This window comes from Chitinophaga qingshengii (assembly GCF_014529935.1).
In the GTDB taxonomy this organism is placed as follows: domain Bacteria; phylum Bacteroidota; class Bacteroidia; order Chitinophagales; family Chitinophagaceae; genus Chitinophaga; species Chitinophaga qingshengii.
On the sequence record NZ_JACVFC010000004.1, the window covers coordinates 412,931 to 439,188 of the forward strand.

At 49.4% G+C, this 26,258-nt stretch carries 22 protein-coding genes; 11 read left to right on the plus strand and 11 right to left on the minus strand.

Translation table 11 applies throughout. The features are described from left to right. The first annotated feature begins 1 nt into the window (after window position 1). The 4 genes from ICL07_RS26165 (at window position 2) to ICL07_RS26180 (ending at window position 5,689) form a co-directional block, all read left to right on the plus strand. Window positions 2–1,735, plus strand: coding sequence for a tetratricopeptide repeat protein (locus ICL07_RS26165; protein WP_188091012.1), 1,734 nt, complete (start codon window positions 2–4; stop codon window positions 1,733–1,735). Window positions 1,736–1,803: 68 nt separating this feature from the next. Then, window positions 1,804–2,634: a lipoprotein insertase outer membrane protein LolB1 gene (lolB1, locus tag ICL07_RS26170; RefSeq protein ID WP_188091013.1), complete on the plus strand. Its 831-nt coding sequence runs from the start codon at window positions 1,804–1,806 to the stop codon at window positions 2,632–2,634. Window positions 2,635–2,747: 113 nt separating this feature from the next. After that, the gene (locus ICL07_RS26175; RefSeq protein WP_188091014.1) at window positions 2,748–4,196 is read left to right on the plus strand and encodes a murein hydrolase activator EnvC family protein; all 1,449 of its coding nucleotides are present in this window, start codon (window positions 2,748–2,750) and stop codon (window positions 4,194–4,196) included. A 107-nt stretch (window positions 4,197–4,303) separates the two neighbouring features. Further along, on the plus strand, window positions 4,304–5,689 hold the full coding sequence (locus tag ICL07_RS26180) for a murein hydrolase activator EnvC family protein (protein ID WP_188091015.1): 1,386 nt from the start codon (window positions 4,304–4,306) through the stop codon (window positions 5,687–5,689). Here ICL07_RS26180 and bshA read toward each other — a convergent pair. Further along, complete coding sequence (bshA, locus tag ICL07_RS26185) at window positions 5,686–6,825, minus strand: N-acetyl-alpha-D-glucosaminyl L-malate synthase BshA (RefSeq protein ID WP_188091016.1); 1,140 nt, start codon at window positions 6,823–6,825, stop codon at window positions 5,686–5,688. The two genes, ICL07_RS26180 and bshA, sit on opposite strands and share 4 nt — an antisense overlap. 190 nt (window positions 6,826–7,015) lie before the next feature. Between bshA and ICL07_RS26190 the strand changes: the two genes are divergently transcribed. After that, on the plus strand, window positions 7,016–8,389 hold the full coding sequence (locus ICL07_RS26190) for a M20/M25/M40 family metallo-hydrolase (RefSeq protein ID WP_188091017.1): 1,374 nt from the start codon (window positions 7,016–7,018) through the stop codon (window positions 8,387–8,389). Between the two features lie 25 nt (window positions 8,390–8,414). After that, on the plus strand, window positions 8,415–8,804 hold the full coding sequence (locus ICL07_RS26195) for a hypothetical protein (RefSeq protein WP_188091018.1): 390 nt from the start codon (window positions 8,415–8,417) through the stop codon (window positions 8,802–8,804). 62 nt (window positions 8,805–8,866) lie between these two features. Here ICL07_RS26195 and ICL07_RS26200 read toward each other — a convergent pair whose 3' ends face one another. The 5 genes from ICL07_RS26200 to ICL07_RS26220 all read right to left on the minus strand — a co-directional run bounded on the left by ICL07_RS26200 (window position 8,867) and on the right by ICL07_RS26220 (window position 14,399). Beyond that, window positions 8,867–9,580 carry an SAM-dependent methyltransferase gene (locus tag ICL07_RS26200; protein WP_188091019.1) on the minus strand — a complete coding sequence of 238 codons (714 nt, stop codon included), beginning with the start codon at window positions 9,578–9,580 and terminating at the stop codon, window positions 8,867–8,869. A 2-nt stretch (window positions 9,581–9,582) separates the two neighbouring features. After that, on the minus strand, window positions 9,583–10,350 hold the full coding sequence (locus ICL07_RS26205; protein WP_246485170.1) for an EI24 domain-containing protein: 768 nt from the start codon (window positions 10,348–10,350) through the stop codon (window positions 9,583–9,585). Between the two features lie 189 nt (window positions 10,351–10,539). After that, window positions 10,540–11,556 carry a PorP/SprF family type IX secretion system membrane protein gene (locus ICL07_RS26210; RefSeq protein WP_188091020.1) on the minus strand — a complete coding sequence of 339 codons (1,017 nt, stop codon included), beginning with the start codon at window positions 11,554–11,556 and terminating at the stop codon, window positions 10,540–10,542. Between the two features lie 246 nt (window positions 11,557–11,802). Further along, entirely contained in the window at window positions 11,803–12,456 is a 654-nt protein-coding gene (upp, locus tag ICL07_RS26215; protein ID WP_188091021.1) for a uracil phosphoribosyltransferase, read from the minus strand. Between the two features lie 47 nt (window positions 12,457–12,503). Then, the gene (locus ICL07_RS26220; protein ID WP_188091022.1) at window positions 12,504–14,399 is read right to left on the minus strand and encodes a YfbK domain-containing protein; all 1,896 of its coding nucleotides are present in this window, start codon (window positions 14,397–14,399) and stop codon (window positions 12,504–12,506) included. A gap of 108 nt (window positions 14,400–14,507) precedes the next feature. Between ICL07_RS26220 and ICL07_RS26225 the strand changes: the two genes are divergently transcribed. Further along, the gene (locus ICL07_RS26225) at window positions 14,508–15,599 is read left to right on the plus strand and encodes an anhydro-N-acetylmuramic acid kinase (RefSeq protein WP_188091023.1); all 1,092 of its coding nucleotides are present in this window, start codon (window positions 14,508–14,510) and stop codon (window positions 15,597–15,599) included. A 61-nt stretch (window positions 15,600–15,660) separates the two neighbouring features. On the opposite strand, the gene ade is transcribed toward ICL07_RS26225, so the two are convergent. Beyond that, a complete protein-coding gene (ade, locus tag ICL07_RS26230) occupies window positions 15,661–17,295 on the minus strand; it encodes an adenine deaminase (protein WP_188091024.1) in 1,635 nt (544 codons plus the stop codon). Between the two features lie 111 nt (window positions 17,296–17,406). Between ade and ICL07_RS26235 the strand changes: the two genes are divergently transcribed. Continuing rightward, entirely contained in the window at window positions 17,407–18,135 is a 729-nt protein-coding gene (locus ICL07_RS26235) for a hypothetical protein (RefSeq protein ID WP_188091025.1), read from the plus strand. Between the two features lie 72 nt (window positions 18,136–18,207). Here ICL07_RS26235 and ICL07_RS32755 read toward each other — a convergent pair whose 3' ends face one another. Continuing rightward, a complete protein-coding gene (locus ICL07_RS32755) occupies window positions 18,208–19,212 on the minus strand; it encodes a WCX domain-containing protein (protein ID WP_188091026.1) in 1,005 nt (334 codons plus the stop codon). A gap of 142 nt (window positions 19,213–19,354) precedes the next feature. On the opposite strand from ICL07_RS32755, the gene ICL07_RS26245 reads away from it, so the two are divergent. Next, complete coding sequence (locus ICL07_RS26245) at window positions 19,355–19,960, plus strand: hypothetical protein (RefSeq protein WP_188091027.1); 606 nt, start codon at window positions 19,355–19,357, stop codon at window positions 19,958–19,960. Window positions 19,961–20,437: 477 nt separating this feature from the next. Further along, window positions 20,438–21,073 (plus strand): peroxiredoxin, encoded by a 636-nt coding sequence (locus tag ICL07_RS26250; protein ID WP_188091028.1) that lies wholly within the window; start codon window positions 20,438–20,440, stop codon window positions 21,071–21,073. 336 nt (window positions 21,074–21,409) lie between these two features. Here ICL07_RS26250 and ICL07_RS26255 read toward each other — a convergent pair whose 3' ends face one another. From ICL07_RS26255 to rlmN, 3 genes are read right to left on the minus strand one after another with little or no spacing between them, the layout of a single operon-like run. Further along, window positions 21,410–22,129, minus strand: a complete 720-nt coding sequence (locus ICL07_RS26255) for an RluA family pseudouridine synthase (protein ID WP_188091029.1) — start codon at window positions 22,127–22,129, stop codon at window positions 21,410–21,412. A gap of 3 nt (window positions 22,130–22,132) precedes the next feature. Continuing rightward, window positions 22,133–23,692 carry a pseudouridine synthase gene (locus ICL07_RS32505; protein WP_246485171.1) on the minus strand — a complete coding sequence of 520 codons (1,560 nt, stop codon included), beginning with the start codon at window positions 23,690–23,692 and terminating at the stop codon, window positions 22,133–22,135. A gap of 60 nt (window positions 23,693–23,752) precedes the next feature. Then, on the minus strand, window positions 23,753–24,796 hold the full coding sequence (rlmN, locus tag ICL07_RS26265; RefSeq protein ID WP_188091030.1) for a dual-specificity RNA methyltransferase RlmN: 1,044 nt from the start codon (window positions 24,794–24,796) through the stop codon (window positions 23,753–23,755). Between the two features lie 249 nt (window positions 24,797–25,045). Between rlmN and ICL07_RS26270 the strand changes: the two genes are divergently transcribed. Beyond that, on the plus strand, window positions 25,046–26,242 hold the full coding sequence (locus ICL07_RS26270; RefSeq protein ID WP_188091031.1) for a thiolase family protein: 1,197 nt from the start codon (window positions 25,046–25,048) through the stop codon (window positions 26,240–26,242). The last annotated feature ends 16 nt before the right edge of the window (window positions 26,243–26,258 follow it).

Here is a 26,258-nt window from a genome sequence, read left to right on the forward strand (position 1 = left end):
GATGCGTGTATTCTTAACCGTTATAGGTGTTGCCGGTATATTGATCACAGGCGCGTGCAGCGGGCCTAAAAATTCCCTGCGCCATCAAACCGTGATCAAAGACCCTGCCGTGCTGGAGCAGCGTGCTGACAGCCTCTTCTTTGCTGCGCAACGCTCTAAAATGCTGGGCGATTTCCGTACTGCTATCACGCAGTATTCCGACTACCTGCGGTTAAACAAGAATAATCCCACCGTTTATTATGAACTGGCCCGCCTGTTCATGGAAGTCCAGAACCCCGGTTACGCCCTGGGCTTTGCCCGCCGGGCCGCCACTATGGACCCCGATAATCATTGGTTCCAGATCACGCTGGCAGACGCTTTTGCGGTGAACCAGCAATTTGACAGCGCCGCTACCGTTTTTGATAAACTGACCCGGCGTTACCCTGAAAATGAAGACTACCTGTATAACAAAGCCATGTTCCTCGCCAAAGCCAACCGGCCGGCAGCGGCACTGGCGGTGTTTGCACAGCTGGAAGAAAAAACGGGGGTAGTCGAAGAGGTCATCTACCAAAAACAACGGCTATTACTCAAAATGAGCCAGGTAGATGCGGCAGCTGCCGAGATCCGCAAACTCATTGACAACAACCCGCAGGAGCTGCGTTATTATTTCCTGTTGGCAGAAGTGTACGATGCCAACGACCGTGTACCCGAGGCGAAAGCTATCTTTCAGGATGTGCTCCGCAAAGACCCGGATAACGCCAGAGCGCTGCTGGGCCTGGCTACCTACGCCCGTAAAAGCAACGACAAAACGGCCTACTGGGCTTTCCTCACCCGCGCCTTTGCCAATCCCACCTACAGCATCGATGAAAAAGTGGCCTACGTGTATCCTTACCTGCAAATGATGCAGCTGGATTCTACCAAGGTGGAAGAAGGACTGGAGCTCACTTCCCTGATCGTAAAAGCACACCCTAAAGATGCCAAAGCATATGCCCTGCGGGGTGATATGTACTCACAGGTGGATATGCTGGACAGTGCCCAACAGAACTACACCAAAGCACTGAGCCTCGATTCCAGCCGCTTTTCGGTATGGTATCAGCTGATGTGGATCTACTCCCGTAAGGAAGATCCCAATGCGCTGCAGGCGCTTAGTAATACGGTAACGGAGAAGTTCCCGCAAGAATTTATGGGGTACTACTTCAAAGGTGTGGCCAGCTTCTTGCTGCAACAGTATCCGGCTACCATCAACGCGCTGAATAAAGCGCTGGAAATCGGCAGCGGAGAGAAAAAGTTTATGGCCGACGTACAGTCGTTGCTGGGAGATGCCTATCATGCTACCGGACAGCACCAGCAGTCCGACAGCAGCTATGAAAGAGCCCTCCTGCTAAGGCCCGACGATGCGCTCGTACTCAATAACTATAGTTATTACCTGTCACTGCGCGGCGAAAACCTGAATCGCGCCGCGGAATTGTCTAAACGGTCGCTGGAACTGGAACCGGATAGTCCAACCTACATGGACACCTACGCCTGGATCTTATTCCGGCAAGATAAGTTCGAAGATGCCAGGCACTGGATAGAAAAAGCCCTCGAATTTCCGGAAGCACAGCAGAATCCGAATGTGCTGGAACACTACGGGGATATACTATTTAACCTGAAAGATGTCACAAAAGCGGTGGAATACTGGCAGAAGGCTAAAGACAAAGGAGCTACTTCCGTAGGCCTTGTCCGTAAGATCGCTGAAAAAAAATATATTCAATAGCCTTGCGGCCGGAAGGCCCGATAACACCACCGTTGGTAGCGCTGATACCGCTAAAAGCTAATAGCTGCATGAAAAAAACATTACTGTTATTAATAGGAATAGCCGGTCTGGCCTTTACCGCCTGCCGTCACCCGAAGAAACTGTCACGCAATACTTTCCCGGCTACAGACACCAGTAAGGTGGCTGCCCACCGGGATACCACCTCTGCGGAAGAAAGAAACGCCTTCATCACCAATATGCTGAAAGGTATCCGCAGCAACAAGATCGATTTCAATACTTTCTCCGGCAGGATGAAACTGGCTTTTGAAACAGAAAGTAAAAGCCACAATAACCTGACGGCTACCATCCGTATGAAGAAGGACAGCATTATCTGGGTATCTGTGAGCGCTCCTATCATCGATGAAGTGATACGTGCCGTGATTACCCCGGACAGCCTTAAACTCTACAACCGGCTGGATAAGCAGCTGATACTCCGGAGTATGGCAGACGCGGAACAGGTACTGAATATTCCTTTCGACTTTAAAACCCTGCAGGATATCCTGATCGGTAACCCTATATACCTGACAGACTCCGTCTATGGCCTCGTAAAAACACCTTCCGTGATCTCTTTCAGCTGCGCCGATGCCCGGTTTATCAGCCTGTTTAACGTATTTGCAGACGACTATAGCCTGCAGCAAAGCAAGGTGATGGATGCTGATAGTACTGTTGCGAATAAACGTTCCTGTGAACTGACCTACGGCGATTATGCCAATGTTGCCAGCCGGAAATTTCCCACTGTTCGCCGCATTTTCATAGAAGAAAAAAATGTGACCAAAGTAGCGCTGGACTTTACCCGCTATGATTTCGACGTACCGCTGAGCTTTCCGTTCAACTCGCCTTCCGGTTATAAACGGATGTAATAAATTTCCCGGTAAATTGTCACCTTCATTAAACTAATAAACGTTGTATATTTATCGTTTATATACTTGAACCAGGTACTTAATTGCAGTTACTTAAAATAGTCATGTTGTATTTGAAGAAGATTATCCCGTTAGTATGTTTCATATGGTTGTTACCGGCTATACTGGTGGCGCAGAATACCGGCCAGCAGCAACCGACGCGGGACGAACTGGAGCGCAGGAAAAAAGAGCTGCAAAAGGAGATCGAGGAGGCGAACGCACAGCTGAAGGATACTAAAAAATCCACCCGGGAAAGCCTGGGCCAGCTTCGTGCGCTGAGAGACAAGATCACCCTCCGTACCCGGCTGATCAATAATATCAACGAGGAAATCAACTTTATCAATGGTGATATTAACACCGCTGCGCGTGATGTAAAAACCCTGCAAAAAGACCTGGATACCCTGAAGGCACAATACGCCCAGCTGATTGTATATGCCTACAAGAACCGTTCTTCCTACGACATGCTGAACTTCGTGTTCTCTGCACAGAGCTTCAACGATGCCGTAAAACGTTTTCAATACCTTAAACAATACCGCGAATACCGCCGCCGTCAGGCTGATAATATCGTATCCACCCAGGAACAACTGAACCAGAAAATCCAAAGCCTCGAAGGCCAGCGTGTAAAACGTGCTGACGCCCTGAAAACAGAGCAGGAACAACGGGCTACCCTGGAACAGGATAAAAAAGAAAAAGACGAAGTACTCACGAAGCTGAAAGGCCGTGAAAAAGAGCTGGTAGCCGACATTAACCAGCGTAATAAAGACGCCCAGAAAGTGCAGGCCGCTATCCGTGCAGTAATCCGCCGTGAGATTGAAGAAGCGCGCCGCAAAGCCATGGAGGAAGAAGCGGCCCGCCGTAAAGCGGCGGAAGAAAAACGCAAACGCGAGGAAGAAGCCCGCAAAGCAGCCCTGGCTGCGGCTGAGAAAGCGAGGGCTGATGCCGCTGCTGCCAATAACAACAATGCTGCCAATAACCCACCTGCAGCGAAACCAACACCACCGCCGGCAGCAACACCGGAGCCTCCGAAACCAACACCGGTACCGGAAAAACCAGCACCAACCCGTAGTGAAAACGTGCTGGAAGCTACCCCTGAAGCACTGGCCCTGTCTGAAAGCTTTGAAGCTAACCGGGGTAAACTGCCCTGGCCTGTGGATGCCGGTAATATTATCGAACATTTTGGTATACACCAACATGCGGTGATGGAACATATCACAGTGCCTTCTGATGGTATCGTGATCGCTACCACCAAAGGCGGCGCCGTGAAATCCATCTTCGACGGGGAAGTAAAATCTGTAGTAGTAATGCCCGGCTCCGGATATGTAATTATTATCCGCCATGGACAATACTTTACCACCTATGTTCGTTTGCAGACTACCCGCGTGAAGAAAGGCGATATGGTGAAAACCGGCCAGGTAATCGGTACCGCCAGTGTGAATGACATCGAGAACACCGGTGAAGTAGAACTGCAGATCTGGAAAGGGGTTACCAAACAAAACCCCGAGCAGTGGATAAGACGCAGATAATTTGAGTATTTGGTCATTTTGTTATTTGATTATTGAAGAACAGAAGGATACCCCCAATAATCAAATAACAAAATAACCCAATGGCTAAATGTTAAAACCGTTCCTTTTTGAGAAAGCTAATCCCTCTTTTAATAGCTTGCTGGCTGTTACCGGGAGTGTTGTATGCACAACGCGGTAATAAAACATCGCGCGCAGCATTGGAAAACCGTAAACAGGAACTGTTGAAAGAAATACAGGAAGCCACCCGCACCCTGGCAAATACCCGTAAATCCACCAAACAAAACCTTGGCCTGCAACGGGAACTGCAGCAAAGAATTGATAGCCGCAACGCCCAGATTAAAAACATCAATATAGAAATCAGTCAGCTGGATGGCGCTATCAGCAATACTAACGATAACGTACAAACGCTGGAACGGGAAGTAGACTCCCTGCGCGCCCGTTATGCGCAATTGGTAGTATATACCTACAAAACCAAAGGAGACTACGATGTACTCAACTTCCTGTTTTCAGCCACCAGCTTCAATGATGCACTGCGCCGCTACCAGTATCTGCGGCAATACCGGGAGAACAGGCGCCGTCAGGCGGAAAGCCTGTTGTCTACCAAAGTACTGCTGGCGCAGAAACTTCAGAACCTGGAACAGGAACGCGCGCTGAAAGCGGGCGCCCTGCATTCCGAACAGCGGCAGCGAGGTGCGCTTATAGCGGATAAAAAAGAAACCGATCAAACCATTGTACAACTACAACAACAGGAAAAAGAACTACAGCAAAATATTGAAAAGAGCAGGGCAGAAGCCCGGCAGGTAGACCGTGCTATCCAGGATGCTATCCGTAAGGAAATAGAAGCTGCCCGTAAACGGGAACTGGCTGCTGCAGCGGCACGGAAACGTGCAGCCGCAGCTAAGGCAGCCAAACGTAAAGCGGAACAGGAGGCGGCCCGCAAACGTGCTATCGCCGCGGCTAAAAAGGCAGGCCATAAACCGCCGCCGGCGAAACCGGTTAAACCGGAGAAAGAGGAGGAAGAAGATGATCCGGCGCCAACACCTAAAGAAGATGTACTGGCAGCAACACCGGAAGCATTGTCACTCTCGCGTGATTTTGAAGCCAACCGGGGCCGCTTGCCGTGGCCGGTGGACGCAGGCCGAATCACCGGGCGCTTTGGTACCAGTACCGTCGGTAAGGTGGAAGTGGAGCACAATGGTATCGTTATCGCTACGCCTAAAGGGGCAGCGGTAAAAGCGATCTTTGAAGGAGAGGTGATTATGGTATTCAGTGTGCCGGGCGCCGGGTATATGGTCACCCTGCGCCATGGGAAATATTTCACCAACTACGTGAGGCTGGTCAATGTGCAGGTGAAGAAGGGCATGTCTGTCAAACGCGGACATGTACTCGGTGCGGCCGCCGGCAGTGCGGTGGCCAGCACCGGAGAGATAGAATTGCAGATCTATCGCAACATGGTACAACAGAATCCTGAAAGATGGATACGCGGCCGTTAGAGTAGCTGCGCCTGTTGTTGCAATACCTGTTCGTACAACGCTTCGTATTGCGGAATGATATTATTGATATGGAAACGTTGTGCCTGTGTCAGTGCGCCTTTACGCAGTTTGGCCAACAGCGCATCGTCCTGCAGCAGTTTAATGGCATGGGCGGCCATACCGTCCACGTCTCCTACATTACTCATATAGCCGGTTTGACCGGGAATATTGATTTCGGGTAAGCCGCCGGCATTGGAGGAAATCACCGGTACCTGGGCAGCCATGGCTTCCAGCGCAGCGAGACCGAAACTCTCATAGTCGGAAGGCAGCAGGAAAAGATCGCTGATAGACATCACATCTTCCAGTTGCTCCTGTTTCCCTACAAACCGTACATCCTCACAGATGCCCAGCTCACGGCACAGGCATTCGATAGTAGGCCTGTCAGGGCCATCGCCTACGAGCAACAGCTTGGAAGGTATTTCCTGCCTTACTTTCGCGAATACTTTCACCACATCAGGCACCCTTTTTACCTTGCGGAAGTTGGATACGTGCAGCAATATTTTTTCACCATTGGGAGCAATGGCATTGCGGAAATGCGGCATTTCACGGCGACTGAAACGCTGGGTGTCCACAAAGTTGTAGATCACCGAGATATCTTTTTCTATCTGGAAGTATTTGTAGGTCTCGTCCCGCAGATTCTCAGATACGGCCGTAATGGCGTCAGACTCGTTGATGGAGAAGGTAACGATCGGAGCGTAGGTTTTGTCTCTTCCTACCAGGGTGATGTCGGTACCATGCAGGGTCGTAATGAACGGTACTACACGGCCCTGTTTGCTAACGATCTGTTTGGCCATATACGCCGTAGAGGCATGCGGTATCGCATAGTGTACATGGAGCAGGTCCAGCTTCTGGTTCAGGATAACATCCACCATGGTGCTGCTGAGAGCTGACTCATAAGGCGGGAAATCGAAAAGAGGGTAGGTCGGTACCTGCACCTCGTGGTAATATATATTAGCGTGAAAAGCATTGAGCCTCACGGGCTGTTGGTAGGTAATGAAATGTACCATATGGCCTTTGTCAGCCAGGGCTTTACCCAGCTCGGTAGCCAATACGCCACTACCTCCGTATGTCGGATAACATACTATTCCTATGCGCATGATCTTTATTTTAACGAACGGAAAGCAACCAGTAATAAAGCCCTGTAATGATGTGTGCCAGCGACCAGATTACTTTGCGTAACGAAGGTAACGCTGAATTTTCAATTAGCGGAGCGTCTAAAACCATTTATTTGTTATTTGTAAGAACCCTGCCAATTAGTTAGTTTTATTGCAAAATTTAGCCGCTTATATGAGAAAACTCCTTTTGCCAATGCTGCTGACCTGCCTGTTGCCGGCAGTTACCAGGGCTCAGCAGTCAGATTCCCTCGTTTTAAGACAGATGGCCGACGAAATCCTGAGAAACAGCACCGCCTATGAAAATCTCCGGGTACTGACGAAGACGATCGGTGGCCGGCTGGCCGGCTCTCCACAGATGGTAAAGGCCGAGCAATGGGGCGTAAAAGCCCTGAAAGCCGCCGGCGCTGACACCGTATACCTGCAGGAATGTATGGTGCCCCATTGGGTGCGCGGTGAGAAAGAAGAAGCCCGTATTGTGTCCCGGTTGCGCGACTTTGTACCACCGCTGAACATACTGGCGCTGGGTAACTCCGTAGGCACCGGAAAGGCCGGTATTACCGCCCCTGTGCTGGAAGTCGCTTCGTTTGAGGACCTGGAAGCCAAAAAAGACCAGGTAAAAGGAAAAATCATCTTCTACAACTACCGCTTTAAACCGGAATTCATCAAAACTTTCCACTCATACGGCGATGCGGTGAAATACCGTGGTCAGGGCGCCAGCCGCGCCGCTAAATACGGCGCCGTGGCAGTGATTGTACGCTCTATGTCGCATGGGGCCAATAACTTACCCCATACCGGCGCTATGGCTTATGACTCGGCCTATCCCAAAATTCCGGCTGTGGCCATTGGCCTGCAGGATGCCGACCGCCTGAGCGACCGGCTGAAGAAAGATAACTCCGCGAAAGTATTTCTCCGCACCAACTGCCAGATGCTGGCAGATACTATTGGTCACAACGTAATCGGGGAAATACGGGGCAGCAAATATCCCGATCAGTACATTACAGTAGGCGGTCACCTCGATTCATGGGACGTATGCGAAGGAGCCCATGATGATGGCGCCGGCTGTGTACAGTCTATTGAAGTGTTGCGTACCTTTAAGGCTATGGGTGTAAAACCCGCGCGCACCTTGCGTGTAGTGCTGTTTGCCAATGAGGAAAACGGTACCCGTGGTGGTAAAAAATATGCGCAACTGGCTAAAGAACGGAATGAAAAACACGTCTTTGCACTGGAGAGCGACGCTGGTGGCTTTACACCCAGAGGCTTTATGTCTACCATGGAGCCGGAGAAAAAAGCGAAGATGGCTAGCTGGAAACCGCTGCTGGAACCCTATGGCCTGTATGATTTTAAAGAAGAAGGTGGTGGTGTGGACGTAGGACAACTGAACCGGCTGTTGGGTACTCCTATGGCTGAACTTTCTCCGGACAGTCAGCGTTATTTTGATATTCACCACGCGGCCAACGATGTGTTTGAAGCGGTGAATAAACGTGAACTGGAATTAGGCGCCTTTGGTATGGCCGGTCTTATTTATTTGGTGGATCTTTACTTTTGATCATAACGTTTACTAAACTCATCACATGGGGCGGTTTATTTTTATTGTTGTTACCATCATTATCCTGGTATTGGGCGGTTTCTTCCTGTACAAGTTTTACTTTGTCTTTGGCAGAGGCGTAAAGGCGGGGGAACTCAATTATTTCGTGCAAAAGGGCTACGTTTTCAAAACCTATGAAGGAAAGTTAATCCAGTCCGGCTATAAAGGCCAGGCTGCGGGAACAATTCAATCCAATGAGTTCCAGTTCTCCGTGGCGAACGAACGTATTGCGCAGCAGCTGATGACTGCCAGCGGCAAAGCGGTGGAACTGCATTACAAGGAATATCTCGGCGCATTGCCCTGGCGCGGTTACAGTCCGTTTATCGTAGACAGTGTAATCAGCGTGAGGGATGCATCCGGAAGAGATATACCTTAATCGGCCAGACACAAAAAAAGAGCGAAGACCATCGTCTTCGCTCTTTTTTTGTGTCTTTATTTTTAAGCCTGTCCGGCGTAAAGTAAAAAAATCGCAGGACGCTTATGCAGGTCCGGCAACGCTTTCCGCCATTCACGGATCGTTTTTGTTTTGATGAATTCTTCCGGTCCGGTGATATCCATCGCGATACACAGCCGGGTGTGGTCTTTACAGTGGTCCAAAATATCCTTTAGCAGCTGATTGTTACGGTAAGGTGTTTCGATGAACAACTGGGTTTGTTTTTTCCGGTCGGATTCGTCTTCCAGCTGGCGGAGGACTTTACCACGTTCTGGTGCTTTGATAGGCAGGTAGCCGGTAAACTGAAAGTTCTGGCCATTCATACCGGAAGCCATCAGGGCCAGTAGCATGGAATTGGGACCTACCATCGGGATCACACGGGCATCTATGCTGTGGGCAGCCTGTACGACCAGGTGGCCAGGATCAGCGATGGCCGGGCATCCTGCTTCACTCAGTACTCCGATATCTGTACCGGCCTGTAACAGCTTTTTCGCTAAAGCAGTATCTGGTGGCTGGTTTTCATGCATGGGCAGCAATTGCAGTTCATCGATATTGATGTTTCTGTCTAATGCTTTCAGGTAACGGCGGGCGGTACGTTCATTTTCTACATAAAATACACGCAATTGCCGGGCAATGGTGGTTATATAGGCAGGAATGCTGAACAGGGCGTCAGCGCTCAACACAGTGGGAATCAGGTACACTTTGCCTGTAGCACTCATGGTTATATCAGTTTTTTGTTTTGCAGATCGATGGTAGCGGCGATAACAGCGTAGGATGGCGCCAGCATCCAGCCGAGCACCGGTATCAGCATGAAGACGTAGAACACCATTCCGTTGCCCAGGGCCATGCCACGATGCTGACGGATAAATTGTATACTCTGCGACATGCTGAGGCGATGCCGTTCACAGCTGTAATCCATCATGGAAAAGCCATAGAAATAGGCCTCAATAAAGAACCCGATCATGGGGGTAATCCAGCCTACGACCGGAATAAAGGATACGACTAGTAACACCAGGATGGCGGCTGTCTGGTATACGATATTACGGAACGACATCCGGACGCCGCGCCAGATGTCCTGGCCCAGCTGTGCCCAGCTAAAGGGAAACTCCCGGTATTCCAGGATCGCTTCTGTTTTCTCCGAGAGGTAGGAAAAAACAGGGGATGCCACAATCAGAAACAGATATTTGAAGTAGGAAAAATACCAGAATACAAACACAATCCGCACAGAGAAGGCCACGAGAATAAACAGGAAACTTACCCAGCTGCTTTCCAGGTCCTGTACCCATTCGGTGATGTGCAACAGCCGGGTCAGGTATTCCACAAAATCACCGGAATAACCCCAAACAAAATAAAACCCGGTAAAAAATAATAAGCAGTAGATAATGCCGGGTATCAGTATCCATTTCCACAGCTTATGCTGCATAATGAACTGATGGGCTTTTCCATATGATTGAATGGCCGACAGTACCTCTCTGAATGAAAAAAACAACGCCTGAGATTTTTTTGGTGACAGAAAATTTTATCTGAATAATTGATGATGAACGAAACTAAGGCAAAAATATTTCAAATCGGATCCGGATTTACGGAAATCGTTGATTTTATGGGGTTCTTGATAAAAAAAACCGTGAAGCACAGGCTACACGGTTCCGATATATAATCAGGGTGACAGGTCTGGTGATCAGAAACGGGGACACAACGTTTTATACTTGTTGTTCTCGTTCCTGGTGTGGATGTAGATCAGTGATATTTCCAGTCCGCCGCGGGCATTCGAAGCCGGTTTCAGGCTGGATACGTTGGTATCGTAGGTCATGCCTACCTGGAATCCTTTGAACTGCATCCCTACGTAAGGAATGATCGCGTCTTTCAGACGGTACCAGCTACCCAGGAAAAGCACGGTAGGATTGTTTTCTTCCACCTCGCTCAGGGTGAAACCATAAGCGCCGCCAAAAGTAAATTCAGAGGCCGTGCTTTGTTTCATGTACAGAATACTGGTATGAAAACGGTCCTTCCCGTTTACCGGCACAGAGCCGCCGCCATGCAGCGTCCAGCGATAGCTTAGACGGTTCTGGGTTTGGTCCATAAAGGATTCTATCGGTTGGGTAATATGATAATAAGAGGCGCCCAGGTAGATGTTGGAAGACTCTCCAATCAGGCCATTGTAAAGTATGCCGATGTTAGGATCGAAGTAGGATATTTTCGGATTTACCAGCGTTTCGTTACTGGGTATCAAAGGATTGTACCCGTTGTTGTCCATCTGGTTTTCAAATTGCAGTTTAGTGTTGTCTATTCTTTTCTGTACCAGCGTTCCCTGTAAACCAATAGCAATGGTATGGTTGCCTTCCGGGTCCAGCCCTTTGTGATAGGCTGTACTGGCCGAAAGATAAGTGGCTGTGAGAGCGCCGCCGCCACTTCGGTCATACATCGCCATCAAACCTACTCCCCAAATATCTGTATAGGAGATTACGTTTTTCAGGATGCCGAAATCAATAGCGGCTGTGCCCGTTACAAACGGTGTGGAAATGCTGCGCCATTGAGAACGATAGTTGCCTGACATACGATAATCGCCTGAAAATAAACCTGTAAAAGCTGGATTAAGCGTGAGCGGAGAGGCGAAAAACTGAGAAAAGTGCGGATCCTGTGCCCGCAATGAGTTTAGATAGAAGAATATGGTCAAGAATAGTAAAGCTCTTTTCATAAGATAAGCTTAAAGCATAGGGTTTATGCAGTAAGGGTGAAGGTACACCAAAAATGTTATATTTCAAATTAAATCCATGTGTAAAAAAATTAATACAGAAGAGAAATGCCTGTCGCTATAATAAATTTACGGATTTAACAATTTACATGAGGTGGTAAAATCGTGTGATATATTGCCCTCATTTAAATTGCTAAATCCGTAAGCTGTATTGTCCGAAAATTCCAGGTATTAAACGCAGGAAACGGACTATTGTTGTAATTTATTTCCGAAAGCCAGATCACCGGCGTCTCCCAAACCAGGTACGATATACCCTTTGGCGGTCAGTTCGTCATCAATGTCTCCGGCCCAGATGGTAATATTGGCTTTGGTATTACGCAGCACATATTCAATACCAACGGTGCAGGCTATCGCTACCACCAGGTGTATGTGAGTGGGTTTTCCTATTTCTTCCAGGTGTTCAATTGTTTTTACCAGGGAAGAACCGGTAGCCAGCATGGGATCGGAGAGGATCAGCACTTGCCCTTCAATGGAAGGACTGCTCACATATTCCAGGCTGATATCGAAAGAGCCGTCATGGTTGTGTTTGCGGTAAGCGGAGATAAATGCGTGGTCCGCTTTGTCGAAATAATGCAGCAAACCCTGATGGAGCGCCAGTCCGGCCCTCAGGATGGTCGCCAGTACCGGCTGTGCTTTCAGTACCCGGCAATTGGCAATACCCATGGGAGTGGTAATTTCCTTTTCCTCATACTCCAGCGTTTTGCTGATCTCATAGGCGGCTACTTCACCCAGCCTTTCCATATTACGCCGGAAGCGCATACGGTCCTGCTGTACATCTATATTCCGGATCTCGCTCAGCCATTCACCTACCAGCGAATTTGTTTCACTTAAATTGATTATCATATATCTGCTTCGCTTTGAAGCGGCAAATTACCGAAAATATAGGAAACCTATTCCTCGTCTTTATTGAGCAATCGGGCTTTTTTCACCAGCTGAATAAACTCTGCCCGGTATCCTTCGGTATCGTCGCCTTTAGCTCCGGAAGCCAGCTGTAATATGGTATCGTAACTGATGTTCCCTTTGTAGGCGGAGTTGCGCAGCAGTTGCCCGAAAGCTGCTACAGCGGTGGCCATACGGAAATCTTCCGGTGCGGCTGTTACTTCCTGGTTGTTGTAAGGCAATACCTGTTCCATCAGCTGGCTCTTATCGGCATCCGGTTGTTTGTAACGCAGTTTCACGGTGAGCACTTCCGGCCGGCTGCCGACAACGGTGGTCTGCTGGTATTTTAAAGGATCTACCCAGTTGACGGGTTTACCCGTTTTGTCTTTGGAAGAAACGATCTCATACAGGGCAGTCACGGTATGACCTACACCCATATCACCGGCATCTTTTTTATCGTTATTAAAATCTTCATTCGCCAGCAGGCGGTTTTCATAGCCTACTAACCGGTACGACTGCACGAAAGCGGGATTAAATTCTACCTGCAGTTTCACATCTTTCGCTACGGTGAACAAGGTGCCACCAAACTCGGTCACAAAGGTACGGCGGGCTTCTTCGAAATTATCGATATAGGCATAGTTGCCATTACCTTTATCGGCCAGCAGTTCCAGCTTGTTGTCTTTATAGTTGCCCATGCCGAAACCCAGCACAGAAAGGAAGATACCTTCCTGTCTTTCTTTTTCGATGATCCGTTGCAGTTCGCCATCGCTGGAAGCGCCTACGTTGAAATCACCATCAGTGGCGAGGATCACGCGGTTGTTGCTTTTAGCCGTACGGTTCTCTAAAGCAATTTTATAGGCCAGTTTGATGCCTTCGCCACCAGCGGTAGAACCGCCGGCCTGTAAGGATTCCATGGCTTCCAGTATTTTCTTTTTCTCACTGCCGGGCGTAGAAGGCAACACCACACCGGCTGCACCGGCATATACCACTACGGCTACCCGGTCTTGCGGCCGCAACTGTTGTACCAGCGCGGAGAAAGCCCGTTTTACCAGGGGCAGTTTATTTTCTTCGTCCATAGAGCCGGACACGTCGATTAAAAACACCAGGTTGGAAGCCGGCAGCTTGCCGGCATCTACCTGCTTGGCTTTCAGCGCAATGCGCACCAGCTGGTGATCAGTATTCCAGGGGCATACGGCCATATCGGTGTAAATAGCCACCAGGTCTTTACCGGCAGGTGCTTTATAGTTATAGTCGAAGTAGTTGATCATCTCTTCTACCCGCACGGCATCCTGTGGAGGAAGACTGCCCTGGTTCAGGAAACGGCGCACATTACTGTAGGCGGCCCTGTCCACGTCTATGCTGAAAGTGCTGAGTGGCTGGTCGGTGACGGCATGGAAGTCGTTTTCGTTAATCGGACTGTAATCTTCCGTACTGGGCCGGGGAGATCTGCTTATTACCATACGGCGCTTGGCGGCATAGGGAGGAGCGGCGTTACGGACCATATCGCCGGCGGGTGCAGCTGCATTCGCTTGCCCATAGCCTGTGACCATTACTTCTGATAACGTGCGGTCTTCTGCTTGTATGATAGGTTTGGGGGAGACAAAGGAAACAGGGGTCATGTTAACAACAACGGATGAGAGGCCGGCTTTAATTTGTATAGTCGCAGTTTCATAATTGGGGGCAATAACTTGCAGGGTCAACGGTCCATCGGGTACCTGCAGGGTAAACCGGCCTTTTTTATCGCTGTGGGTAAGGGCCTGGCCACCTTTTTTAAGGCTAACAACGGCGCCGGCTATGGGGGCGTGGGTCTGTTTGTCCTGCACCGTCCCTGTCAGGGAGTGCAATTGGGCGGAGGCCTGGATGACCACCAGGCAACTCAGCAATAGCAGAAAGAGGTATTTCTTCATATATGGGTATTTTCTGTCGGCATGATGCAGGGGAAATAACAGATTCCATAAAAGGGTAAAAAAAAATTTAGCGAAGGGAAATCCTACCTTTGCCAAAATTTTAGTTGAATGGTATACAACGTAATAGGTACCATGTCCGGTAGCTCATTGGACGGACTGGATATCGTTTTCGCTGAGTTAACGGAAATCAGGGGACAATGGACTTATGTCATCAAGGCGTCGGAAAGCCTGCCTTATGAACCGGAATGGGTAGAAAGGCTGGCTGCCGCTACTACGCTGCCTGCCAGGGAATACCTGCTGCTGCATACAGCCTACGGTCACTACGCGGGCCAGCGTATTCTGTCTTTTATAGAGAAAAATGAACTGGATCATAAAGTACATTTTATTGCTTCGCATGGGCATACCACTTTCCACCTGCCAGGGGAAAAAATGACGGCTCAGCTGGGCGATGGCGCCGCTATGGCAGCGGTTACCAAACTGCCGGTCATCACCGACCTGCGCGCGGTGGACGTGGCATTGGGCGGTCAGGGTGCGCCTATTGTACCTATCGGTGAGAAATACCTGCTGGGTGGTTATCAGTTCTGGCTCAACCTGGGCGGTATTGCCAATATCTCCGCTCAACTGCCGGAAGGCTTTGTGGCATTCGATATCTGCCCGGCCAACCGGGTGCTCAATGAACTGGCACAGCAACTCAACAAACCCTATGATGACGGCGGCGCCCTTGCTGCCGGCGGTGTAAGTGATGCCGGTCTGCTGGCACAACTGAACGCATTGCCCTACTATCAGCAGCCATGGCCTAAATCACTGGCTAATGATTTCGGCACCGGTACCGTACTGCCCATGATCCAGGCACTGCGTATATCCGTACAGGGTAAACTGCGTACCTATACAGAACATATTGCGGCGCAGATAACACAAGCTGCCGGCCAGCTGAAAGCAGCCATGCCGGAAGGCCCGGCTAAACTGCTGATTACCGGTGGTGGGGCATTTAATACGTTCCTGGCAGATACGATCCGCCGGCAACTGGAACCATTGGGTATTGAAGTAGAAGTGCCGGATGAGCAGACGGTAGCTTTTAAGGAAGCCCTGGTAATGGCCCTGATAGGCGCTTTGAGATGGAGACAGGAAATAAATGTATTGTCTTCGGTAACAGGCGCAGAAAGAGATTCTATTAATGGTGCGCTCTGGATCAGCCAATAAAAAAAATAATAACAGGATATAGACAACGGCTGGCCGGATAGGTCAGCCGCTGTTATTTTGTTTACACCTGTACCGGCGTAAAAGCAAATTTATCCCCGTCAAACAGGCCAAGGTCGCTGAGTTTCAGGTGAGGGATCACCAGCAATGCCATAAAGGACAAGGTCATATAAGGAGAGGCGAGGGTAGAACCCAGCTGTTTGGCCGCCTGGTCGAAATGACTGTATTGTTCCGCAATTGTATAGCCGTCCAGGTTGCTCATTAAGCCAGCCACCGGCAGGGGCAGTACCTGTACGTTTTCCTGTTCAGCTACACTAATGCCACCCTGGTGGGTAATCACGCCATTGATGGCGGTGCAAATGCTGGCATCATCGGTACCGGCAGCAATGATATTGTGGCTGTCGTGCGCCACGGACGAAGCGATAGCCCCGCGTTGCAGCCCGAAGCCACGGATAAAGGCAATAGCCGGTGGCGCCTGCCGGTAGCGGTTTACCACCACCAGTTTGATTACATCCTGTTGGATATCGCAGGCAATGTGACCATGCGCTACGGGTAAGGTGGCTTGCAGCGCGTTGGTGATCAGCTGGCCATCCATGGCTTCCATTACCCGGACGGTGGCGGTGGTGCCGGTGGCGGGTATACGAAAATCGGCGGGCGTGGCAGGCTGGCATACGAAGTTGTTGACGACAGCCGTTTCTACAGGCTGTATCAGCGTTTTACCATGTTCCGCTACTTTGATACCCTTAATATAGGTAGCGAGGATATTAAAATCCTGCAGGTTGTCGGTGATGATAAAATCGGCAGGATCGTTCTCCCGCAGCAGGCCGGTGTCCAGCTTGTAATGCAGTACCGGGTTGACACAGGCGGCACGTAATACCTTGAACAGGTCGATGCCTTTGGCCAGCGCCCGTTTCACCAGCTGATTGATGTGTCCTTCCACGAGGTTGTCCGGATGTTTGTCATCGCTGCAGAACATAATTTTTTCCGGATGGTCGTGCAGTAAGGGAATGAGTGCTTCAAAATTTTTAGCGGCGCTACCTTCGCGGATGAGTACATGCATGCCATAGGCCAGTTTCTCCCGTCCTTCTTCAAAGGTGAAACATTCGTGGTCGGTGCTGATGCCGGCTGCGATGTAGGCTTGTGCGTCTGCGCCGCGAAGACCGGGAGCGTGGCCGTCTACCGGTTTATTATATTTTTGGGCGGCGGCTATTTTAGCCATCACGTCGGGGTCCTGGTGTAGTACGCCGGGAAAGTTCATCATTTCGGTGAGGTACCTGATGTCATCGCGTTGCAGCAGTTGCTCCACATCCGCTACACTAACGGTGGCGCCGGCTGTTTCGAACACAGTGGCAGGCACACAGGAAGGAGCGCCGAAGTTAAACTTAAAAGGTACTTTTTTGCCGTTGTCGAGCATGAATTGTACACCTTCCACTCCCATGACGTTGGCTATTTCGTGAGGATCGCTAACGGTGGATACGGTGCCATGTACTACAGCCAGCCGCGCGAATTCAGAAGGGATCAGCATCGAGCTTTCTATATGTACATGTGCATCTGTAAACCCAGGGAGGATAAAATGCGGATAGTCGTTGGAGTTACGAACTATCTGCCGGATGCGTCCGTCCACAATATGGAGTGTGGCGGGATATATTTCCTGTTGCAGGATGTCTACAACATTGCCGGAGATCTGATAATGATTCATGCCGTAAAGCTACACAATAGCCGGCATTTTCAGCGATGATGCCGCAGCTGCGCAAAGGCAGGTACGTTTTTTGGTACCATTGGACTTTTCAAAAAAAATCAACGGTAGTTTATGAGATATCTAAAAGTTTTTTCGCTGGCGGCAGGGATGGTGATCGGCAGCTTCAGTTTGCATGCCCAGACGCTGACGGAAATATTGGACAAATATACCGCCGCTATGGGCGGCACCGATAAGCTGAAAGCCATCAAAACACAATATACGGAAGGAGAGATGGAAGCGCAGGGCGTGAAAGTGCCCATCCGGAAATGGGTGAAGCAGGGCGAAGCCATGCGGGTAGAGTTTGAGGTACAGAATAGAAAGAATATACAGGTAGTGCGCAAAGACTCAGGATGGCAATATATGCCGATAACTGCCAATCCGAATGTGGAAGTAATAGAACCCAATGTACGCAAGCTGATGCAGCCACAGCTGGATGTTACGGGAGAACTGTTTGATATCACAGGCAAGGGTAAAAAAGTGGAGCTGGTAGGCAAAGATACGCTGGCCGGCGCTTCCGTATATAAGCTGAAAGTAACTACTGCAGAAGGTATTACCGGTTTTGCCTACCTGGATGCCAATACCTTTTATCTGGTAAAGGCTACCAATGATATTGAGAACCAGGGGCATAAAGCAGAGCTGGTAACGAATTTGTCGGATTACCGGAAAACGGTGGATGGCTATGCTTATCCCGGTTTGACAGAACAGGCGTTGATAGGAGGTAATGTAAAGATCCGGACCAACAAGGTGGAAGTGAATCCGCCGATGGCAGATTCGCTGTTTGAAAAGCCAGTGTTAAAATAGAAAGAAATAAGCCCGGGTCCAAAAGTCCCGGGCTTATTTCTTAATCTCCGCTCATCGGCGAAATCACGGCCATTATTTGTAGCGTTTCATCATTTCTTTGGCTTCTGTAGCCAGTTTATCTGCCAGGTGCTGTGGTTCCAGTACTTTCACCTGGGCGCCATAACTCAGCAACAGCATGGTCAGTTCGGGATTGATCACCACCTGCAGCCCGATACGGCATTCCTTGCTGTTATCTGTCAGCACCTGCTGGGAAGAGTGGATAGGTTGCGACTTAATATATTTCCCTTGTCTGGGAGAGAAAGACAGCACTACTTTTTCCGGTTCTCCCTCGTGTACGGTGATGCCGATCGCATGCTGAAAATAGCTGGCGTCATCAAAATTTTTCTCATCAAAATGTTTCATGGTAGGCCATAGCTCTACCACGCGGTCCAGCGCAAAGGTGACTACAGCGCCGCCTCTGGTTTTCTGACTTTTACCAATCAGGTAAAAGCGGTGCTGATATTCCCGCAGGTGATAAGGTTCCACCCAATGTTCCTTGGGTTCGTCGCGGTCAAAGCTCTGGTAGGCGATACGGATCACTTCCAGGTTTTTGATAGCGTCTACGATATCGGGGATAAACTGCGCGCCTTTGTATTGGGAGGTGCGGGTGAATTTAATGAGCCCTTTGTGTTGGAGGGCTTCCCGGTTCATTTTGAGGCTCGCGGCTATTTTGAGGATAGCGTCTTCAAACTGTTGCACAACGGGCAGGCTGCGGAATTGTTCGAGTATACCGATAGCGATTTCCAGTCCCTGCAGGTCAGCTTCCTCAATAGGGATATTGCTGATAGAGAAGGAGTCATCCGCATACCGGTAGGTGCGGCTGCTACGGTCATACACGATAGGCGCCATATAATTGAGCTCCGGGTCCTGGCGCATGTCCTGAATATCTTTCTGGATAGTGCGGGTAGAAATTACCGCGTCCATTTTTTCAGATACATATTCAATCAGGTTTTCCAGGGTGGGTTTAGGCAGCCTTTTATTGCGCAAACGCTCGTCTATCCAGCGATAGCGCGAAACTGCGTCCTTGTTTTTTGGCACAAGCGTAAAATTTAGGCTTAAAAATAAGCATTTCCCGACTTTAGGGCAGAACGATAAAAAAAATTTCACACGTTGTTGTCACTACGCAAATCCCTTGCGTGAGGAGCAGGTAGCTTTGTATTGTTATCAAAAGCTGATAGTTATGAGTAAAACACATACAGCAACAGCAACTATGCAAATGCAGGCCATTTCAGTGGGCCAAATCATTATGGACGATTCCAACTATCTGACATTATGGGGTCATGTGCAGCAGGATGGCGTGTGGTATCCTTGTGATCTTGTAACTACTTATGAAGTAATGAATACAATGTTAAGGTACAGCCAGGAGAAAAATGATGCCGTACAAATGACCATTGTGAAGCGGTTGGAAGCGATGCACCAGGTGCCTGAACTGATTGATCTGGAAGAAGAGCTGGGTGGCGCCGTGGTTTTTGATAACATGGCTTTTTATATGAGCAGGCCGGAACACCATGAATGGGAGATCTGTGCGGATGATGCCTGTTATTTTATCCAGAAAGTGGTAGTGATGCCGGTAACCCCTCCGGTTCCGCCGGCGCGTGCTGCCCTGACGGAAAAAATGGAGGAATGCCTGCATACCCTCCGCGCCAAATTTGACCTGTACCTTGGATTTATTGAAATAGACCTGGAAGAGGAAGCTGCCCGTCTAAAAGCCGGCCTGGCCGACGATCTTAGCTTTAGTACGGCTTATTATGCCTGGCAGCTCCATCTTTCTGATCATCCTGAGTGAGAACCCCGTTTTTCATCCGGATGTTTGTAAAACCCCGTCCATTGTCCCTTTAACCTACGAAGTATCCTTGTTTGTTAGTTCCATTAAATCCCGTTGATTGAATCCTGTTTGTTTGCCCCTGTTTGTTGACCCCAAAAACCTATTTATGACCTAGCCATTCATCTGTAGTGTTTAACCCCTCTCATCCATTGTTACCCCCGAAGGGCAGGCTGAGTATGCCAACTAATGTGCGCGGCCTGCCCCTAACCATCCCTACCGGTACCCCATCTGCTGCCCTCCCTGGTTTTCATACCAGGAGGGTGCCCGGTCGGACTCGCTGAGATGAGAACGAAATGAGAATGAGATTAAAAAAATGACACTTATCAACCCCTGTTTATCCAGTTCTTAAAAAAAAGCGATAAAAAAGAGAAAAAGTTCCTTTAAAGTCTATAATTTTTGTAGGAAAATGCTATTTTTGATCAAGTAAATTGTGAAACTATGAGTTTAAGACTGGGCGATACTGCTCCCAATTTCAAAGCTAAGACCACAATAGGGGAAATAGATTTCTACGAATATCTCGGCGATAGCTGGGGCGTACTCTTCTCTCATCCTGCTGATTTTACCCCTGTTTGTACAACTGAATTGGGTAAAACGGCTTTATTAAATGGCGAATTTGCCAAAAGAAACGTTAAAGTGCTGGCACTCAGCGTAGATCCGCTGGATAAACATATGAGCTGGATAGGAGATATTAACGAAACACAACATTGTGACGTAACTTTTCCTATTATTGCAGATGAAGACAAAACAGTGGCCAACCTCTACGGTATGATCCACCCGAACGCTTCAGAAACATTTACAGTAAGATCCTTGTTTATCATCGGTCCGGATAAAAAAGTAAAACTGACCATCACTTACCCGGCTTCTACCGGCAGGAACTTCAACGAAGTTTTACGCGTGATCGACTCCCTGCAACTCACAGCCAAATACAGCGTGGCAACACCGGCTGACTGGAAAGACGGAGAAGATGTAATAGTGACAGCTGCAGTGGCAACCGCTGATATACCGGAACGTTTTCCGAAAGGGCATAAAATTATTAAGCCTTATCTGAGAACAACACCACAGCCTAACAAGTAAAAAACGACACAACAGGAAGCCGGGCTACTACACCACCAGGTCCCGGTTTTTCATGATAAGAGTTTTTAATGGTTGGTTTTTGATTTTTACGAAGCGGGGATTTTTCCCCGTTTTTTTATTTTCATATTTTGAAATTTTAATATTTGTGTTTCGGCGTAGTAGTTCTTTCATTCCCGCCACGTGACTACTTTCAGATAAACAAAAAAGCCCGCCGGCATAATGCCAACGGGCCAGTATTAAACCAAAAAAACTTCTGTCCTATTTCATCCTTCATGGTATCCGAAATTCCGGATTCCCAAAATCCAGAAATTTCAAAATCCCAAAATCCCTAAATGATTACCGTTGCTTCCGCAATTGATTCACCACCGCACTGATATCCTTCGGCAGCGGCGCCTCTACGGTATAAGTCTTACCAGACGGATCTTTGAACACCAGCATGGCAGCATGCAACGCCAGGCGGGATAACAGCGGACGTTCCTCTTCAGTATGCTTACCCAGCTTGAACTTTTTCTTGATGGATGATAACAACACCGGTTGCGCACTGCCATACAACTCATCTACTGCAATCGGGTGACCGAGATGTTTCATATGTACCCTGATCTGGTGGGTACGGCCGGTATGGATCCGCCACTTCACCAGGCTGTACAGACCAAAAGACTCCAACACTTCATAGTCGGTGAGAGAGGCTTTGCCTTTACGGTTGGTGACCATCTTGCCTTTCTGCACAGGATGTTCCATAATGCCTTCATTCACAGAACCCTTCGGCGGATTCGGTTCTCCATGCACCAGTCCCAGATAATACTTCTCTACATCGCGGCTTTCAAACAGCTGGGAGAAATATTTATGGGCTGCTTCGTTGCGGGCAAACAGTATAATACCACTCGTGTCGCGGTCCAACCGGTGCACGGTGAAGATTTCCCCGTATGCTTTTTTCATCACCGCTATCAAAGACGTCAGCTCATTATCGTGCCGGTCCGGCAGCGTTAGCATGCCGGACGGCTTATTCACCACCACAAAATCAGGTGTTTCCAGTAAAATATGCTCTTGTAATCGCACCAGTTATTTTTTAAAATGTTTCAGCAGGATCACTTCCTTTTCGTTGAGGTAACGCCATTGGCCACGGTTCAACGTTTTTTTGGTGAGGCCGGCATACATCACGCGGTCCAGCTTTTCCACATTATAGGAGAGGTGCTCGAAAATACGGCGGACGATACGGTTTTTACCGCTATGGATCTCAATACCAATCTGCTTTTTGTCCTTGGGATCTACATAACCCAACGCATCTACGTAGGCTACGCCGTCTTCCAGGGTAAGCCCGGCAACGATTTGTTCAAAGTCGGCTTTGGTAAGCGGTTTGTCGAGTTCTACCTGGTATATCTTTTTGATATTGTGTTTGGGATGAGCCAGTGTCTGCGCCAGTTCACCATCGTTGGTGAGCAGCAACAATCCGGAAGTATTGCGGTCCAGACGGCCTACCGGATATACCCTTTCTTCACCGGTAGCATCCTTGATCAGGTCCATCACGGTTTTACGTCCTTCCGGATCTTCCGTGGTAGTGATAAACCCTTTGGGTTTGTTGAGCAGGATGTACATCAGATTTTTGGTCAGGTTGATTTTTTTGTCCGCCAGCGTTACAGTGTCGGCGCCGGTCACTTTGGTAGCCGGCTCCAGTACTACTTTCCCGTTAACGGTTACTTTACCTTCCTTGATAAAGTCCACCGCTTTACGGCGAGAGCAGAGGCCGCAGTGGGCAATGTATTTGTTCAGCGGCATTTCGCCGGGAGCGAAGCTGCTTTCTTTGTTTTCTTTTTTATTCCTGGAAAAATCAGTGTTGCCGATGTTCTCAGCGTCTTCTTTGGGACTTTTTTTATGACGGCCAAACTCAGGGCGGCTTTTGCCTCCGGTTTTGGAAGCCATGCGTCTTTCCTGTTTATCAGTAAAACGGTCGTTGGTGCGGTCAAAGAATTTTTTACGGTTGAAGCCACTGGGTGTTTCCTTTTTAGAACCACCTTTGGAATCATTGAAATCTCCGTGGAAGGAGCTTTCATCTTTTCGGGTATAGTTATCGGCCGGTTTTTTACCGAAAGGTTTTTTATCGCCGAAGGTACGTTTGCGGAAGCCTGGTTTATCATCTCCGGTGTTTTCATCCCGGAAAGGTTTTTTATCACCGAAGGTACGTTTGCGGAAACCTGGTTTATCATCTCCGGTGTTTTCATCCCGGAAAGGTTTTTTATCACCGAAGGTACGTTTGCGGAAACCTGGCTTATCGTCCCCGGTGTTTTCATCCCGGGAAGCGTTTTTGCGCACGGGTTGTTTACCGTTGCCGAAGCTGCGTTTGCGGGGACTGGCTTGCTCGTCTTTGTTAAAACCCTCATCGGTTTTGCCAAAGGATTTTTTACGGATGGGCTGTTCATCGTTATCGGAAGCGCGTTTACGAACGTCATTGCCGTATATGCGTTTCCGTTGAGTGGGAGCTTCTCCTGCATTATCTTTTGCAGATGCTCTTCCGGGCCTTTCGCCATCGAAGGAGGAGCGGTTGCGGTTGCCTGCTGCCGGTTTGTCTGTGTTTCTTCCTTTAAAAGGAGCCGGGCTCTTCTTAGCAGGTTGTTTTTTCTTCATAAATTATTATTAAATGATGGCCATGCATGCAAGGCCCATAGATATTTTTATTTGTACTGATTAACCTTTGTTGGCCAGTTGTCCGCAGGCAGCGTCGATGTCTTTACCACGGCTCCGGCGCAACCTCGCATTCACGCGGTTTTTGGCGAGATATTCCATAAAATCCTCGGCCTTTTCAGCGTCGGGTTTCTGGAAACGGGCATTGTCAATCGGGTTGTACTCGATGATATTCACCAGGTCGGCAGGCACCTGACGGTAGATTTTTATCAGTTCGTCAGCGTCCTGTTTGCTGTCATTGAAGTCCTTGAAAAGGATGTATTCAAAGGAGATTTCGTTGCCGGTGGCTTTATAGAAATGGTTCAGCGCGGCGATCAGTTCCTTCAGGTTGTTGGAATCGTTGATCGGCATGATTTCGCTGCGTTTCTTATCGTTGGCGGCATGGAGGGACAGGGCGAGGTTAAAACGCACCTGGTCATCGCCCAGCTGGCGGATCATTTTAGCCACGCCGGCGGTAGATACGGTGATACGTTTGGGAGACATGCCCAGGCCATCGGGGGAAGTGATCCGCTCAATGCTCTGCAGTACGTTTTTATAGTTAAGCAGGGGTTCGCCCATGCCCATGAATACGATGTTAGTCAGCTTCTTTCCGTTATGCTCCAGGGCCTGCTGGTTAATGAGGGCCACTTCGTCGTATATTTCGTCAAAATCGAGGTTACGCTTACGGTCCATATAACCGGTAGCGCAGAATTTGCAGCTGAGGCTGCAGCCTACCTGGGAAGATACACAGGCAGTTTGACGGGTATCCGTTGGAATCAGCACCCCTTCTACGAGGTGGTTGTCATGCAGGCGGAAACGGCTCTTGATAGTGCCGTCGTTGCTGTGTTGGGTGGCATCCACCCGTACCGCCGGCAACACAAAGTTGTCCTCCAGCTTGGTACGCAGATCTTTAGACAGGTTGGTCATCGCCTCAAAGCTGGTCGCATGACGCAGCCAAAGCCATTCATACACCTGTTTTGCACGAAAGGCCTTTTCTTCTATAGACCCGAAATATTCTTGTAATGCTGGCAGACTTAAGTGCCGGATATTTTTCTTGTCAGACTTCATTATTGACCGTTATATGAGCAAATGGCTGCCTTACGGCAGTCGGAAAGCATCTGCAAAGATAGGTAAAATAGCGTTCTAACCCGCTGTTATCATCTTTTCGATTGATAATCAATTAAAAAGATATAGGCTGATGATTAAAATGTTGTGAATCAATTGTTTGTGATATATAGATCCCCATGGGACCGGCGTTCCCGCTGTCTGCCGGAAGTAAAAAAGAGTTTTATATTGCAGATAAACCAACAGATCAACATGCAAGTCGCTTACATTGTAGATGCAGTACGTACGCCGATAGGCCGCTATGGTGGCGCGCTGAGTAACGTCCGCCCGGACGATATGCTGGCCCATGTGCTGAAAGCCCTGATAGACAGGAACCCTTCCATAGATCCTGCCGCCATTGAAGACGTTATTGCCGGCGCCGCCAACCAGGCTGGCGAAGATAACCGCGACGTAGCTCGTATGGCGGCCCTGCTGGCCGGTCTGCCGGTAACGGTGGGTGGCAATACGGTGAACCGCCTCTGCGCTTCCGGTCTACAGGCGATTATGGACGCCTCCAGGGCTATCATGTGCGGCGACGGCGAAATATACCTGGCTGGTGGTACAGAAAGCATGACCCGTGCGCCCTTTGTCATGGGTAAAGCCGACGGTCCCTTCAGCCGCAAAGCAGAAATATTTGATACCACCATCGGCTGGCGCTTCACCAATCCGCAGCTGGCGGCGCTGCATCACCCTTATTCTATGGGGGAAACTGCGGAAAACGTTGCCCGGCAATGGCAAATCGGAAGAGAAGAACAGGACCGTTTCGCCCTCCGCAGCCAGCTACAATACGCACAGGCATTAAAAGCCGGCCGCTGGAATGATGAAATTATCCCGCTGCAGGTTACTGCCGGTAAAGAACAGGTGCTGGTATCCCAGGACGAACATCCCCGGGAAACCACCCTGGAAAAACTCGCCAGCCTGCGCCCGGCTTTTGCGAAAGACGGTTCTGTGACGGCCGGCAACTCCTCCGGTATCAACGACGGCGCGGCAGCGGTGATGGTAGTGTCGGAGAATGCACTGAAACGTTTTAACCTCCGGCCGCTGGCGATGGTGCGTTCTATGGCGGTGGCGGGAGTAGACCCGTCTATCATGGGGATAGGACCGGTACCTGCTACGCAAAAGGCTTTGCAACGGGCAGGCCTTACCATTGGTCAGCTACAGCTGGCGGAATTTAACGAAGCCTTCGCATCACAGGCGCTGGCCTGTATGCGCGACCTCGGCGTGAATCCTGATATTGTGAATGTAAACGGTGGCGCTATCGCAATCGGCCACCCCCTGGGGTGTAGCGGGGCACGTATTACCACTACCTTGCTGCATGAAATGAAACGCCGGCCGGAAGCGCGCTATGGCCTTGCTACCATGTGTGTGGGAGTAGGACAGGGGGCCGCGATGATCTTTGAAAAGTGTTAAGGGATAGCCTTAAAAA